Origin of the sequence: Halioglobus japonicus, assembly GCF_001983995.1 — a bacterium.
In the GTDB taxonomy this organism is placed as follows: Bacteria; Pseudomonadota; Gammaproteobacteria; order Pseudomonadales; family Halieaceae; genus Halioglobus; species Halioglobus japonicus.
Genome location: NZ_CP019450.1, coordinates 1,093,734 through 1,108,646 on the forward strand (window position 1 = coordinate 1,093,734; position 14,913 = coordinate 1,108,646).

Genomic DNA, 14,913 nt, shown 5'->3' on the forward strand with positions numbered 1-14,913 from the left:
TCGGCCATGCGTGGCATGGATCTAGGGCGATGCTAGCGGGATCGTGATCCGGAGGTGTGATTGATTTTGGTGCGCTCACGCACTTTAATAGTGCATTTCTTGACGATATAGTCAGGTTTGGTGTGCCTATGATCGCGGGACGTCAGGCGTGGAGCGGCATACGCGGTTCTGGCATATATCCTGCGTTGTGTTCAGGCTAACACCGGGCAATGAACCCCGATACACTCAGAATAATCAGGAATGCGCTACCCATGACAGCTCCACTCTCCTCGGAACTCATTTATCGCCTGGACGACAAACCGCCGGTGCCGGAGGCGAGCTTTGCCGCGTTGCAGCATTTATTGGCCTCGTTCGTGGGCGTTGTGACTCCCACCCTGATTATCGGCAATATTCTCGGGCTGCAGGAGGAAGTGCCTTACCTTATCAGCATGGCGTTGCTGGCCTCGGGCATCGGCACGTTTATTCAGGCCTATCGACCGCTGGGAATCGGCGCAGGTATGTTGTGTATTCAAGGCACCAGTTTCGCTTTTCTAGGGGCGATTCTGAGTGCGGGCTTCATGGTGAAGGACCGGGGTGGTAGTAGCGCTGATATTCTGGCGCTGATTACCGGCATGTGTTTTGTGGGCGCATTTATCCAGATTGGCCTGAGCCAGATCATCCCCTACCTGAGGCGTATAGTAACGCCACTGGTGACCGGTATTGTTATTACGAGTATTGGTATCAGCCTTATCAAGGTGGGAATGACCGATCTTGCCGGTGGCGCCAATGCTGAGGACTTTGGCGCACCGATCAACCTTGGCCTGGGCTTCTTCGTGATTATCGTTATTGTTGCACTCAACGCCTCCAGTAATAACTGGGTGCGATTATCGTCGGTTATTCTGGGGTTACTGGCCGGCCTGGTCGCAGCGCTGGTACTGGGTGAACTGGCCCTGCAAGATCTGGGCATGTCAGCCGAAATCGCCGTGCCACAGCCGTTCAAATATGGCTTCAGTTTTGAGCTGGCAGCATTTATTCCGCTGGCGGTGATTTACATTATTAGCTCAGTGGAGACCACCGGCGACCTGACGGCCAACTGCGTTATCTCGAACCAGCCTATTGAGGGTGAAGGGTATATCCGCAGAATTCGCAACGGGGTTCTGGGCGATGGTGTGAACTCGATGATTGCTGCGGTGCTGAATAGCTTTCCCAATACCACGTTCAGTCAGAATACCGGTGTCATCCAGCTCACCGGCATCGCCAGCCGTTATGTGGGCATGTATGTCGCGGGGATTCTGGTGGTATTGGGCTTGTTTCAAGGAGTAGGCGATTTCCTGTTAAGTATTCCCAAACCGGTGCTCGGTGGAGCAACGCTGGTGATGTTCGGTACCGTGGCTGTTGCCGGTATTAAAATCTTGGCCACCGAAGAGCTGGATAGGCGCAAGGTGATTATTATTGCGGTGTCGTTTGGCCTGGGGCTGGGTCTTGCGCTGGTGCCTGAGGTATTTGCCCAGACACCACTCCTGTTTCAGAATATTTTCAGTTCCGCGGCGGCCACTGCGGGCCTGACAGCAATTACACTTAGCTTGATCATTCCAGAAAATGTCGGCGCAGTTATTGAGGTAGAAGTATGAAAAAGTCTCCGGCGGAGATGGTGTTGGAGCTGCCGTCTCACGAAGGGCGGAAATCCACCGGCCGAATCAGACGTAAGAATGAAGAGTTGATTGTCAATGCCGCCAAGGAGGAGTTCGCGCTTAAAGGATATGATGGCGCGACAATTGATTCCATCGCAAAGCGCGCAGGCCTGCCGCGCCCGAATATTCACTATTACTTTGACAGCAAGCTGGCGCTATACGGTGACATACTCAGTGGCATTGTGGATTTATGGGACGATGCACTGAACGATCTTGAACCAACCGATGAGCCGGCCGCGGCGCTGACAGAGTATATACAACGCAAATTGATGTTTTCACGACGCTATCCCTTGGACTCACGCATTTTTGCCAAGGAGATACTGTCCGGTGCGCCTCGTCTGGAGACTTACTTTGAGCGCGGCTACAGGCCCTGGTTTGAGCGCAAGGTGAAGGTGTTCCAGGAGTGGGCCGAGCAGGGCAAGATGGACTCCATAGACCCCGCTCACCTGATGTTTCTGATCTGGAGCTCAACCCAGCATTACGCTGATTTCGAGGCACAGATTGGCGCCGCGCTGGGAGTTAAATCGTTGGGTGACTGGGAGTTTGATGCCGCGGCGCAGACTCTTGTCAGTGTCATCCTCAAAGGGGTAGGTATTCATCCGACTGACTAACTCGGTTGGCAGCTTCAACGCCTTGTTCAGGCCGTCCCTGCCGATGTCGCCTGTGATTTCATTTTAGTCAGCGTTTCTGGGAAAAAACCCGGGGTATTAATAGTGGAAATTCCGCTCATCGATTTTTCATCTGGGAGCGACGAGGAACTAGCCGCACAGTTGGCGTATGCCATGGGGGAAGTGGGGTTCATGACGGTCACTAACATTGGCATACCCACTGAAATCATTGATGCGATCTTTCGGGTCAGCAGCCAGTTCTTTGAGCGCGATACAGATTACAAACATCAATATCTATATCGCAATGTCAGCGAAAATTTTGGCTATCAGGGCGTGGGCATGGAGAGCCTGGAGCCAGGTAAGCCAGGGGACCTGAAGGAAACCTTTACTCTGCGTCTCGCGCCTGGCAGTGACCTGGGGGAAGATCGTTGGCCCTCTGAAGCGTTCCGTAGCACAGCGCAGAACTTCTATAATGAGTGCCTGGGCGCCGCCACTCGGATTATGCGGCTCATGGCCCGGGTCTTTGAACTGCCTGAAGACTTTTTCAGTGCCACGGTGGGAGGGGAGAACGTCGCATTGCGACTGCTGTTCTATCCCAGGGAACAGCAGGTGGCCGATGGGGGTGAGCAACTCGGTGCCGGGGCTCACACGGACTACGGCATTCTCACTCTATTATTCCAAAGCGGTGTCGGTGGGCTGGAAGTGCGAGACGGGAATGGGCAGTGGATTCCGGTGCCAAGCATTCCCGGGTCGGTGGTGATCAATACCGGTGACTTGATGCATCGTTGGACCAATGGCCATTTTCGTTCTACCGAGCACCGCGTAAAGCCCATGACCAGCACCCAGGACCGCTATTCGGTGGCGTTCTTTGTCGATCCTGATTCCCAGACGTTGATTGAAGTGCTGCCCCAGTGTGTTGATGAGTCGGAAGGCGTTACCTATCCGCCCATTACGGCGGGCGAACATATTCGCCAGAAGTTGCAGCGCAGTCACAACTGACTCAGCTGAGCTTCGAGCGTACTTTACAAGTTTTTACAGACTGGCGGCCGGCAGATGTTACGCTGACTGAATACATGAGTCGGAGCGATGAGATGAACAAGTGCCTGGCGTTGATGGTTGTGGCAGGACTGACGGCCTGTACCACGACCGATGATATTATTGTCGACCGCAAGGGTGTGGACCCGGCAAAGTACCAGCAGGATCTGGCCGAGTGCCAGGGCTATTCATCCGAAGTGAAAACGGGCGAGAAGACGGCCCGCGGCGCCGCCTCGGGTGCGGTCGTGGGTGGCCTGATCGGTGCTGCTGTGGGAAACAGTCGCGATGCCCAGCGCGGCGCCGGTGCAGGCGCCGTCAGTGGCGCGGCTCGCGGTGCCAGCGAGGGCTCCCGCGAGGAAGTGCAGGTGGTTAAGCAATGCCTGCGGGGCCGGGGTTATAAAGTCCTCAACTAGGCCTAGTTACCCAATAGCCCTTTCAATAGTTTGCCGGCGTCCTCGCCAAAGCGGTCTTCCACCTCTTTGGCGGCTTTGCGTTTGAGTTCGTTCTCGGCGAGGTCTGCGATGATTTCGCCGGTGTCTACGGAACACCAGTTGCCGGGCTCACCGGTGATATCACCGGCGCAGTTGACCGGCCATTTCACAGAGGTAATTCGTTCATTCACCCGACAGGCCGGGTCGATTTTCTCCAGGCCCGGTTTGACCCGCGCCTTGAAGGTTGCGTCGAAACTCATGGTTTCCAGGGCGAAGTAGCCGGTGCCGTTCAGGGAAATTTCACTGAGCTCGGCCTTGAGTGGTTTAAGATTGGCCTGGCCCTTGGCCATTTGAATCTTGATCGACAATGTATCGACCGGGGTGTCTGTCGGGAAGGTGGCGGTGAGGCTCTCCTGATTCACCAGGGCAATGGCGTCGCACATCATTTGTTCCACGCTCATATCCTTGAGTACTGTGTCCGACGCGGTGAGGTTAATGGGGCCCTTGAGGGTGTTGGTAACGGCAGAGCTGACATTGCCCTGACCGTTAAGCTTCCAGTTCAGGTCGACCTTGCCGGTGGCAATCGGTTGGGATTCCACCGATTCAAGCACCTGGGCAATATCGATTTGGGTGAGCTTGCCTTCGGTGTTCACTCGGGCCACCGGGTTCTTGGCATTGAGGCTGGCTTTCATGTCCAGTTTGCCACCGTGAACCTCACCGGTAACGGAGGACAGGTAGGCCATGCCTTTCATGACACGCAACTTGGCTTTGAGATTGGTCACCACGTGAGGGTCCCACTCCACCCGGTCGATGGTGAGGGCGGCTCGGGTATCCATGGCGCGAATGGCTTCAACCGGTATCGCCGTATCGCCGGGCTCGTCGGTGCTGGTCTGTTCTGCCGCAGCGGCATCGGTGCCGGCTAGCGCCAGCAACGCCGGGGTGAATTCATTCAAACTCAGTTTGGCGTCAATCTGCGGGCTTTCAAAGCTTGCGTAGCGCACCTTGCCGTTGGCACGGGTGTCAGCAATGCTCATATCGAGCGTGAGGTCGGCGATCTCGTTGTTGATCTCAACGCTGCCCGATGTAGTCAGTTCGACGGTCTCCGCCAGCGCGCCTTCCACGGAAATGGCCATATCTGTCAGGGTGGCGATCTGGGTGGTCTGGTCGACGGCGATATCGCCTTTCGCGGTGACGGTCATGGGGGTGTCGCCCGGCATGCGCAGTGTGGCCGATAGCGGGATGGGGCGGTTGTCGAGGTTCAGGTCGGTGGCGCGCAGTTCGACGATTTCCAGCACGCTGGTTTCACCGCCAGCCTCTGTTGTTTCCAAGCGGGAGTCCGTCACCACCAGACTGGCAACATTGAGTGCCAGGGGCACGGCAATAGTTGACTGGGTGCTGGCTACCTGACCGGCTTCTTCTTTGGCGCGCGTGCGCTTGGCATAATACTCTTCCAGCTCCTCGCGGCTGTACTTGCTGGTGTCGACGGGTGCCGGAGCCGGGGCGCTCACTGTCTTGACGACCACACCATCCAGATACACCGTATCTACGACCACCTCATTGGCCAGCAGTGGCACGAACTGCACACCGATTTCCAGTTCTCGCGCCGCCAGGCTGGTCTCCTCTTCGCCGGGCATGTCGAGGGCGACTTGTCCCAACTTCACGCCGAGGGTGGGAAAGATGCTGAGATCCACCTCGCCGCCCACGCTGAGCCTGGCGCCGGTTTGTTCCTCGATCTTCTGTGAGGCAATGCTGAGCACCTGGTCCTTGTCGAGAATGATCGGGATCAGAATGGCCGCGGCCAATATCAGTATGAGAGGAATAGCGATCAGGAATAACAGTACACGTGACATTGAGGAGCCTCAGGAAAGGTTGTTACAGCTTGGACCCAGAATAATAGAACAGGTTCGGCGGCGCTGCGTATTAAGCTTCCGAATAAGCCTGTCTGACTTCCTCGGCGATGATGTGGATGCCCCGGCGCACCACGTCGGCATCCTGCGCATAAGACACGCGGATACATTCGTTCTGGTGTGGCCATTCGTCGTCGATGCCGACGAAGAAGTTTTGTCCAGGGACGATAAGCACCCCGCGTTGCTTAAGCCGTTCGTAGAGCACCTGGCTGGTCACAGGCAGATCTTCAAACCAGAGCCACAGAAAAATAGCGCCCTCGGGTTTGTGTATATGGAAGGGCAGGTCACCGAGTGCCTGGCGGAACCAGGCTACGGTTGCTGATGCGCGCTCCTTGTAGAACGGGCGTATCAGCTGATTGGAGATGGAATCGATTTCCCCGCTGGCAAAGAGTTGTTTCGCCAGGGCCGGCCCGAGGGTGCCGCAGGCCAGGCTGACTATGGTGTTGGCGTTGGTGAACGCCTGCACAATATCCTCGCGGGCGACGACAATGCCAGTTCGCACTCCGGGCAGGCCAAGTTTGGACAAGCTCAAGGCCAGAATCGTATTGTCGTTCCAGTGGGGCCGGGCGTCGGCGAACAGAATGTTGGGGAAGGGCAGGCCGTAAGCGCCGTCGATAATCAGTGGAATATTACAACCCGCGGCGATCTCGTCCAGGTGGGCGATTTCCTCGTCGGTCAATACATTGCCGGTGGGGTTGGTTGGCCGCGACACGCACAGAGCGCCTGCCTCTGGGCCAGGGCTAAGGCTCGAGAAATCAACACGATACTTGAACAGATTATCTTCGAGTAGATCGATGCTGGGGCGAGTGGCGGAAAAGAAGTTCTGGCTGAGGCCTGCATCAGCATAGCCGATGTATTCCGGAGCCAGGGGCAGGTGGATGGTGCGCTGGTTGCCGTCGGGCATACTGCCGGCCAGCATGTTGAACAGCACAAAAAAGGCCGCCTGGCTGCCGTTGCTGACGGCGATGTTCTGTTCCCCCAGTGCCCAGCCGAACTGCTTGTTGAGATAGGCAGCCATCTGCTGGCGGAACTCGCGATCGCCCTGGGGTGACTGGTAAATGCCGAACAGGCTGTGACGTTGGGCCGGGTCCGACATGATGTCTTCCAGGCGTTGCTGGAATACGGCCTCTACCTGCAACAGGCGTCCGGGATTGCCGCCGCCCATGAAAATCATGTCGGGGTTTTCGTTCAGGGCTGACCCGAGGTCATCCATGAGCTCGACGATGCCGGACTCACCGGCAAATTTTTTTCCAAAGGCTGACAGTTTCACATTCGTTAACCGCTGGTAACTGAGAGTCATAGTAGCCCCAGTCCCCATAGCTGTATATGCTCACTCTTTTACAGGGATAAGGACCAATACCTTGGAGCAGCAGCGCTGTCGCAACTGTGGCCATCAGGTAGACGGGGAGTACTGCAGCAATTGCGGCCAGCGCGAAGGCCGGGCAGATCGCCGCTTTATGGATCTGGCGGGTGAAATTGTCGGCGATGTGTCCGACGTGGACTCCCGCTTCTGGCGCACTCTGGTGTCTTTGTTGTTCCGACCGGGGTACCTGACCGCTGAGTTTATCGCCGGCAGGCGAGCGCGCTATTTGCCACCGCTGCGGCTGTATCTTGTGTTCAGCTTCATTGTGTTCCTGGTTATGGCTATCGATGCCTCCAATGCTCTGGAGTCAGGGAATGGCGTGGAGGTGGTGGACGAAAGCGGCGAAGTAGTCGCCTTTGACCCCAATGATGTGGCCGATGCGTTTGTTGGCGAGGACGGCGCCGAACCGGAGGTGAGCATCGGCATTGCCGATGAACAGAGCCCGCAGTGGATGCAAGACCTGCAGGCGAGGCTGGAAGGCAATGCCCGGCAACTGAACGACGATCCCAGCGAATTCATTGAAGATATGGTGAGCTTCCTGCCGCAGATGATGTTCATTCTGTTGCCTTTGTTTGCCTTCCTGATGCTGCTGGCCTATCTGTTCTCGCCGTTTCACTACTTGCAGCACCTGGTGTTTGCCCTCCACTACCACAGCTTTGTCTATCTGCTCTATTTGGTTGATCAGCTAATCGGTTATGGTGGTATTGAAATCGGCGGCTGGCTGGCGCTCTGGTTGGTGGCCTACCTCCCTCTGGCCTTGCGCACCTGTTATGACTCCAGCGTGAAGGGAGCAATAGCCAAGAGCCTCTTTATTTACAGCGCCTATCTGGTGCTGCTGGTTCAGGCATTCGCCGGAGTGGCACTTATTGCCCTCGCCATGTTGTAGTTCGGGCGACAATCAGGGTGCTTGTCTTAATACTCAGCCATCTCATTATCCCAAGGAAATCCAATGCTCCGCCTCGCGTCCACCGTGCTACTGGGGCTGGCCCTCGTTGCCCCATCGGTTGTTGCCGACAGCGAAACCACCGCTAAACACCCCTACCTCGAACAGAAAAATGTCCTGGTGTTGGGGACGGTCTGGCAGGAGGCCGACGCCACGATTCGCGCGACGGTCGACCCGCTGCCAGAGCAGGAATCGAGCTCGGCCAGCTGGGGCTTGATACAGAATATACCTCGTACTATGCCGAGTGGCGCCATCGGCTGAATCACAAGTGGCGCCTGATAGCTGCCACCCAGACCTTTCAGAGTGAGGGCGATTTAAGACTGGCCCACGATATCAACTTCGGCGGCGTCGAGTTTCCCGCGGGTATAGATGTGGACTCCTAGCTCGGGGTGGGTATCTACTTTATCGTACAACTTCTCCACCACCGACCAGGCCGAGCTCTCGCTGGGATTTGGTGTGCATGCCTTTGACACGGATGTCAGTGTCGATGGGCGTGTTTTTGTGGGAGACAACGAGATGCGTGGTAGCAGCTCCAGTGGTGAGTTATTGGCCCCACTGCCCAATATCCGGGGTTCCGCGTTCTATGCCTTTAGTGACAAGCTCTCAACATTTGCAACTCTGGGTTGGATGAGTGCCAACGTCGGCGAGTGGAGCGGCTCTTTTACTTATTTGCACTGGCGCCTGCACTATGCCTTCAGCGATCGTTGGGGGCTTGCGGCGGGCACTTAAATTGCGGTCCTGTGCAGAAATTGCACTGGTTAATCATTGATCGCCAAGGGGTTTTTTCACAATATGTTGTGGGGACTATTGTGAGTGCACCGATATGTGGGTATCGTTGCAACTTCTAACTACAAGCTTCGCAATCGCAATTCGATTGCAATTTTCTGACGTACAAGGGGCATCATGGAATCAGTAGCCAAGCAAGGCAAAAACATCCGCAGCACCACCAGCAACATCGAGCTCCAGGGCGCATCTCTGGATATCTGGGACAAAAAATACCGACTCAAAGACGCACAGGGTAACACCGTTGACAGTGATATCGACGCGACCTATACCCGGGTTGCCCGGGCGCTGGCAGACGTTGAGGACGAGGCCGGACGCCAGGAGTGGGAGCAGCGTTTCGTCTGGGCACTGCAGCGCGGCGCGATCCCGGCGGGGCGCATTGTGTCCAATGCGGGTGCCCAGGAACACAAGCCTGCCACTTCCACTATTAACTGCACGGTCTCTGGAACGGTACCCGATTCCATGGAAGGCATTCTGCAGAAAAACATGGAAGCCGGCCTCACCCTGAAAGCGGGTTGTGGCATTGGCTATGAATTTTCCACTCTGCGCCCCAAGGGCGCATTCGTGTCGGGTGCTGGAGCGTATACTTCCGGCCCCATGTCCTTTATGGATATCTTTGACAAGATGTGCTTCACCGTGTCCTCCGCTGGCGGTCGTCGCGGTGCGCAGATGGCGACCTTTGACGTACATCACCCCGATGTATTCGATTTCGTGAAGGCCAAGCGTGAGGACGGTCGCCTGCGCCAGTTCAACCTCTCTTTGTTGATTACCGAAGACTTTGTTCAAGCCGTGCGTGATGATAGCGAGTGGGCCCTGTCCTTCCCCGTTACCCAGGCCGAGTACGACAGCCTGCAAAGCCAGGAAGACGCGGAGATTGTCTGGCGTTCTTTCCCGGTCACCGAGGGCTATGTCACTGACGACACCGGCCAGGTGGCCTGCCGCGTGTACCAGCGCATCCGGGCGCTGAAGCTGTGGAACGCCATTATGTCGTCCACTTACGACTACGCCGAGCCGGGCTTTATTCTCATCGATGAAGTGAATGAGAAGAACAACAACTGGTTCTGCGAGAACGTGCGCGCTACCAACCCCTGTGGTGAACAGCCTCTGCCGCCCTACGGCAGCTGTTTGCTGGGCTCGGTTAACCTGACGCGCTTTGTACGCGAGCCGTTTACAGAAAGCGCCTGGTTCGACTGGGAGGAATACCGCGAAGTAGTCGCCGTGTTCACCCGGATGCTCGACAACGTCGTGGAAATCAACGGCCTGCCACTGGAAGAGCAGCGCCGTGAGATTACCAGCAAGCGCCGTCACGGCATGGGCTTCCTGGGTCTTGGTTCCACCATGGCCATGCTGCGCATGAAGTACGGTGAAGCCGATTCCCTGGAGTTTACCGAGCAGGTGAGCAAGGAAATGGCAGTCTCTGGCTGGAAGGTCGCGCTGGACCTGGCACGTGAGAAAGGCGCTGCGCCCATCATGGAGCAGGAGTTTGAAGTCACTGGCGATATGCTGCGCCGGCGTCCGGAAATGGCTGCCGACGGCATTAAGGTAGGCGACAAGGTTGCGGGCAAGGTATTGCACGCCAAGTACAGCCGCTACATGCAGGCCCTGGCACTGGAAGAACCGGAATTGGTGGATTCCATTATTGCTGAGGGTGCGCGCTTCACTCACCACAGTTCCATTGCGCCCACCGGCACAATCTCACTGTCGCTGGCCAATAACGCCAGCAACGGTATCGAGCCCAGCTTTGCCCACCACTACAGCCGTAATGTGATTCGTGAGGGCAAGAAGTCCAAGGAAAAGGTCGACGTCTTCTCCTACGAGCTGCTGGCCTACCGCGAGTTGGTCAATGGCGACGCCATGCCATTTACCGACGACGAGACCAAAAAACTGCCGGAGTACTTTATTGCGGCAGACGACATTACGCCCACCCAGCACGTAGACGTGCAGGCCGCGGCTCAGAAGTGGGTGGATTCCTCTATTTCCAAGACGATTAACGTGCCCACGGATTTTGCCTACGGGCAGTTCAAGGACACCTATCTGTACGCGGCAGAGCAGGGCCTGAAAGGGTGCACGACCTTCCGCTTCAACCCGGAGGCCTTCCAGGGCGTACTAGTAAAAGAGGAAGATCTGGAGAACACCAACTACCAGTTTACGCTGGAAGACGGCTCGATCGTGGAGTTCAAGGGTAATGAGGAAATCGAATACGACGGCGAAACGCACACTGCTGCCAACCTGTTCGATGCACTGAAGGAAGGATACTACGGCAAGTTCTAAGCGCGCCGTTTGAAGGTAAATAGACCATGAGCAAGAAAATAGACAAAAAAATCGTCGGCTTCCAGGTGAAGTCCGAAGAAGACAAGCAACAGGAAGTCGAAAGCAATATCGTGCAGATGCACGAAAAAGTGTCGCGCCCCGAACAGCTCGAAGGCGCGACTTACAAGATCAAGACCCCGCTGTCTGATCACGCCCTGTACCTGACCATTAATGACATCATCCTCAATCCGGGGACAGACCACGAATTGCGTCGCCCCTTCGAGGTGTTCATTAATTCCAAGAACATGGATCACTTCCAGTGGATTGTGGCCCTGACCCGGGTCCTCTCGGCAGTTTTCCGCAAGGGCGGCGACTGCACCTTCCTGGTAGAAGAGCTGAAGGCGGTGTTCGATCCGCAGGGCGGATACTTCAAATCGGGCGGACGTTTTATGCCGTCGCTGGTCGCTGAAATCGGCTGGGCGATTGAAGACCACCTGCAGAATATCGGCCTGCTGGAAGCACCCGGTCTCAGCGATCACCAGAAAAAAATTCTTGATGAGAAGAAAGCTGAATACGAAGCCAAGACCGGCGACGACGGTGCCAACACCGAGTTTCCCGCCAGTGCTGAGCTGTGCAAAAAGTGCAGTGTGAAGGCTGTCATCCTGATGGATGGCTGCATGACCTGCCTCAACTGTGGCGATTCCAAGTGCGGTTAAGCCGCACCTGAGCCTCGCTGTCTGCCACGCCCCGTCCAGTCGGGGTATATCATTGCAAACCCTCTTTGCCCCTTGTCTGCTCAAGCGCACAGGGGTCAATTTCTTTGTGCTACTGTCGACCCGCTGAGATAAAAATTCGAACAGCAGGAGACATAGCATGAAACTTAAATCACTTCTTCTCGGCGCTGGTTTGGCGCTGGGCTCCCTCAATGCATCCGCACTGAACATTGTGCTCACCAATGACGATGGCTGGTCTACACCGGGTATCCAGGCCATGTATCAGGTGCTGACTGAAGCCGGCCACACGGTGGTATTGTCCGGCCCCCTCGATGGCCAAAGCGGCAGCGCCGCAGGCTTTAATATTGGTGGTCTGGAAATCACCAAGGAGGCTGAAAACCAGTATTCCGTGGCCGTTGCGGGTGGTGAGACTGGAGCTGAACCTGCCACCTCTGGCATTGTCGGTATGCAGATTCTCACCGAGATGACCGGTGGCCAGGCGCCTGACCTGCTTATCTCCGGGATTAACGACGGCGCCAATGTCGCCGGCGCAACGACTTTCTCCGGTACCGTTGGTGCGGCGATTGCCTCGATCTCCTATCTTAATGGGCAGAGTGTGCCGGCGATTGCTATCAGTGCCGATGAGCACTGCGACGAGGAGCTGCCACTGGAGGAGTCGACCTGCATTGAGGTGGCTGAATTCACTCTGAGCTACCTGAATCACCTGCTGGAGCGGCCCGCCTATGTCAACGGTGACGACGCCTTGATTCCGAATCTGCGTGCATTGAACATTAACTATCCTGCCGGTACGCCCATGGGGGTGATGACTGCGCGCCAGGGCCTGCAGCCCTTGCTGGGCGGTCGTGCGATCGGGCTTGAGTGGGGCTGCAGCACCAGCTGTGCTGAACTGGAAGTAGGTGAAACTGCCGAGGGCGGTATTCTCGGTACCATTGATTTCAGTGACTTTGAAGACATTGATGAGGCGGATTCTGTTTACTTCTCCCAGGGTTATATCACTGTGGTGCCGATTCGCGGCAGCTATGACGGTGGCGCCCAGGGATTGAAAAACTACCTCAATACCTACGACTACTAAGGCACAGGGCGGCGGTCATGACTCACACACAACAAGCCATGGTAACGGGTGCAAGCTCTGGCGTCGGCTGGACCTTTGCGTCGCGCCTGGCTGATGCGGGATATGCGGTGTGTGTCGTGGCCCGGCGTGAAGACCGGCTCAAGTAGCTGGTCGCCAGTCTGGCGGGTGAGGGCCATACTTACATGGCAGCTGACCTGGCTGACGCGGCCCATCTGGCCGCGGTTGGCGCGGAGCTGGGATCAGCAGCGTGCACGAGGTGTGTACGTCATGGCGCTGTGCCCATGTATGACAGAGACGGAGTTCATTGCCGCGGCAACCGAGGGCGAATCTGATTTCTCCTCGATGCCCGATGCGATGGTGCAGTCACCGCATGAGGTGGTGGATGAAGCGCTGCAAGCGCTCGCGGCGCCATCGTGATTACCGGCCGCACCAATCGCATGATGGCACAGCTGCCCCGATTGCTGAGTCGCAGCCGGCTTATCCGGATGATGTCAAAGGTAGGTGGTCCCAAGGCCAGGCTGTAGGCAGCCTGGCACCTGCTCAAAACAGTTTTTCAGGCACGATCAGTTTGAGGGTGCCCGTGGTGACCCGCTGTAGCCAGGTCGTATCCGGTTCTTCATCTAGTACTTCTTCGACGCCATCACGGCGAGTCACCCATTGCAGGTTGCCGTCGTCATCGAGTTCAACCCTGAAGGCGTACTTGATGATTTGCTCATCAAAGTTCTTCGATTGGCCGGCCGCAACCTCGGCGCTGACGAAGTAGGCCCCCAACTCGGTATTATAAATGGTTGAGCGGCCATCGATGTTATACGAACCCACCCACAGCCACCTCTCATCGAACACCATGAACTTGGCGTGCAGGCTGCTTTTCTCTGATTCAACGGCGTCGCTGCCCGCATCCTCCCGTGCGCCGAGATCGGCCCGCAGTTCGTAGAGTTCGACCCCACCTTCAACCAGGTCCTGCCTGTAGCGGATGTAACCAGCATGCACAGCCGGGACGTCGTTGGACAACAGGGAATTGGTGAGAATACGAACCCTGACTCCGTCGGCCACGCGCTGTATGAGATAGTCGGTGAATTCCTCGCCGGGAATAAAGTAGGGTGAGATGATCAGCAGATCTTCCTCGGCTGCGTCCAGTCCCTCCTTGAGCTTGGGTGCCAGCAGCACGTCGCGGTCGGGCTTACCACCATCGGCTTTCTCCGGCAGGTCGTAAGCGAGCACCCAATCCGACCAGTTGTAATTGAGTTCGGCGAAGTGGCGCGTCTGGGCAAGCTTCATCTGTTTTACCGCCGCTGCATACGGTGTGCGTCTGGCCAGCTCCAGTTGGGCGTCTGCGCGGATGTGGTAGTACTCGATGTCCTGTTCGGTGGGCAGGTCGTCGTAAAATTCGCCGATGGGGTAGGCGTGGCCGCTGTTCCAGTACAGGTCAAACTGGCTGCCTACCTCTGCGGCAATAGGGCCCACAGCCAGGGCGTCCATGTCGCTGAAAAACAATTCGCTGTCTGCTGCGAAATATTCGTCGCCGATATTGCGCCCGCCAAAAATGGTCGCAATCCCATCGGCGGTGAGGGTTTTGTTGTGCATCCGGTGGTTGATACGCGCGGTGTCGGTGAGCATGTCATCGAGCCGGTTGTCCCGGTTGGCGAATGGGTTGAACACGCGTATTTCGAGGTTATCCATGGCGTCCAGAACCCGCAATGTTGGGTCTTTGCCCGCTGTATCCAGATCGTCCAGCAGCAGCCTCACGCGCACGCCACGGCGAGCGGCTTCTGCCAGCTGGTGCATCATCAGGCTTCCTGTGAGGTCCTGATGCCAGATGTAGTACTGCATATCGAGAGTGCGGTCTGCCTGTTGGATCAGCGCCCAGCGGGTGATGAAGGCGTCCTCGCCGGCCATTAAGGTATAGAAGCCTGATTTATCCGGGTTGGCATCGATGACGTCCTGTAGGTCGCTGTGCAGCCGAGTGCCGTCGATATCGGCAATGGCGTAACTGGCCGTGCGCTGAACGTCGTCGGGCAGGCTGGCGCAGGCGCTGAGGAACAGGACCAGACAGGCAGTGATAAGGCGCGTGGGGTTATGGGAGGGTGCGCTTTCTGTGGCTTTCATTCGTGGATCAT

Annotated in this window: 15 protein-coding genes; 12 read left to right on the forward strand and 3 right to left on the reverse strand. The window is 56.7% G+C overall.

From position 1 onward, the window contains the following. The first annotated feature begins 251 nt into the window (after nt 1-251). The 4 genes from BST95_RS05165 to BST95_RS05180 all read left to right on the forward strand — a co-directional run bounded on the left by BST95_RS05165 (nt 252) and on the right by BST95_RS05180 (nt 3,726). The gene (locus tag BST95_RS05165; protein ID WP_084198427.1) at nt 252-1,610 is read left to right on the forward strand and encodes a uracil-xanthine permease family protein; all 1,359 of its coding nucleotides are present in this window, start codon (nt 252-254) and stop codon (nt 1,608-1,610) included. Continuing rightward, a complete protein-coding gene (locus BST95_RS05170; protein WP_219722777.1) occupies nt 1,607-2,281 on the forward strand; it encodes a TetR/AcrR family transcriptional regulator in 675 nt (224 codons plus the stop codon). Before BST95_RS05165 ends, BST95_RS05170 begins: the two co-directional genes overlap by 4 nt. A gap of 102 nt (nt 2,282-2,383) precedes the next feature. Beyond that, a complete protein-coding gene (locus BST95_RS05175; protein ID WP_084198428.1) occupies nt 2,384-3,277 on the forward strand; it encodes an isopenicillin N synthase family dioxygenase in 894 nt (297 codons plus the stop codon). Nucleotides 3,278-3,351: 74 nt separating this feature from the next. Beyond that, entirely contained in the window at nt 3,352-3,726 is a 375-nt protein-coding gene (locus BST95_RS05180; RefSeq protein ID WP_205737329.1) for a YMGG-like glycine zipper-containing protein, read from the forward strand. A gap of 2 nt (nt 3,727-3,728) precedes the next feature. Here the strand turns inward: BST95_RS05180 and BST95_RS05185 are convergent, their stop codons facing one another. After that, nucleotides 3,729-5,594 (reverse strand): AsmA family protein, encoded by a 1,866-nt coding sequence (locus BST95_RS05185; RefSeq protein WP_084198430.1) that lies wholly within the window; start codon nt 5,592-5,594, stop codon nt 3,729-3,731. Between the two features lie 70 nt (nt 5,595-5,664). Beyond that, complete coding sequence (locus BST95_RS05190; RefSeq protein WP_084201052.1) at nt 5,665-6,921, reverse strand: valine--pyruvate transaminase; 1,257 nt, start codon at nt 6,919-6,921, stop codon at nt 5,665-5,667. A gap of 91 nt (nt 6,922-7,012) precedes the next feature. Here BST95_RS05190 and BST95_RS05195 point away from each other — a divergent pair, with 91 nt between their 5' ends. The 8 genes from BST95_RS05195 to BST95_RS20870 all read left to right on the forward strand — a co-directional run bounded on the left by BST95_RS05195 (nt 7,013) and on the right by BST95_RS20870 (nt 13,213). Beyond that, nucleotides 7,013-7,900 carry a DUF3667 domain-containing protein gene (locus BST95_RS05195; protein ID WP_084198431.1) on the forward strand — a complete coding sequence of 296 codons (888 nt, stop codon included), beginning with the start codon at nt 7,013-7,015 and terminating at the stop codon, nt 7,898-7,900. Nucleotides 7,901-7,963: 63 nt separating this feature from the next. Next, the gene (locus BST95_RS05200) at nt 7,964-8,218 is read left to right on the forward strand and encodes a hypothetical protein (protein ID WP_084198432.1); all 255 of its coding nucleotides are present in this window, start codon (nt 7,964-7,966) and stop codon (nt 8,216-8,218) included. Nucleotides 8,219-8,326: 108 nt separating this feature from the next. Further along, entirely contained in the window at nt 8,327-8,686 is a 360-nt protein-coding gene (locus tag BST95_RS05205) for a hypothetical protein (RefSeq protein WP_146004227.1), read from the forward strand. A 174-nt stretch (nt 8,687-8,860) separates the two neighbouring features. After that, complete coding sequence (locus tag BST95_RS05210; RefSeq protein ID WP_084198434.1) at nt 8,861-11,011, forward strand: adenosylcobalamin-dependent ribonucleoside-diphosphate reductase; 2,151 nt, start codon at nt 8,861-8,863, stop codon at nt 11,009-11,011. A gap of 26 nt (nt 11,012-11,037) precedes the next feature. Then, nucleotides 11,038-11,706, forward strand: a complete 669-nt coding sequence (locus BST95_RS05215) for a TSCPD domain-containing protein (RefSeq protein WP_066055894.1) — start codon at nt 11,038-11,040, stop codon at nt 11,704-11,706. 157 nt (nt 11,707-11,863) lie between these two features. Then, nucleotides 11,864-12,796, forward strand: coding sequence for a 5'/3'-nucleotidase SurE (locus BST95_RS05220; protein ID WP_084198435.1), 933 nt, complete (start codon nt 11,864-11,866; stop codon nt 12,794-12,796). A 17-nt stretch (nt 12,797-12,813) separates the two neighbouring features. Beyond that, on the forward strand, nt 12,814-12,942 hold the full coding sequence (locus tag BST95_RS19630) for an SDR family NAD(P)-dependent oxidoreductase (protein ID WP_146004228.1): 129 nt from the start codon (nt 12,814-12,816) through the stop codon (nt 12,940-12,942). A 139-nt stretch (nt 12,943-13,081) separates the two neighbouring features. Beyond that, nucleotides 13,082-13,213 carry a hypothetical protein gene (locus BST95_RS20870; RefSeq protein WP_268245000.1) on the forward strand — a complete coding sequence of 44 codons (132 nt, stop codon included), beginning with the start codon at nt 13,082-13,084 and terminating at the stop codon, nt 13,211-13,213. A gap of 123 nt (nt 13,214-13,336) precedes the next feature. Here the strand turns inward: BST95_RS20870 and BST95_RS05225 are convergent, their stop codons facing one another. Beyond that, entirely contained in the window at nt 13,337-14,902 is a 1,566-nt protein-coding gene (locus BST95_RS05225) for a phospholipase D family protein (protein WP_084198436.1), read from the reverse strand. Between the last annotated feature and the right edge of the window lie 11 nt (nt 14,903-14,913).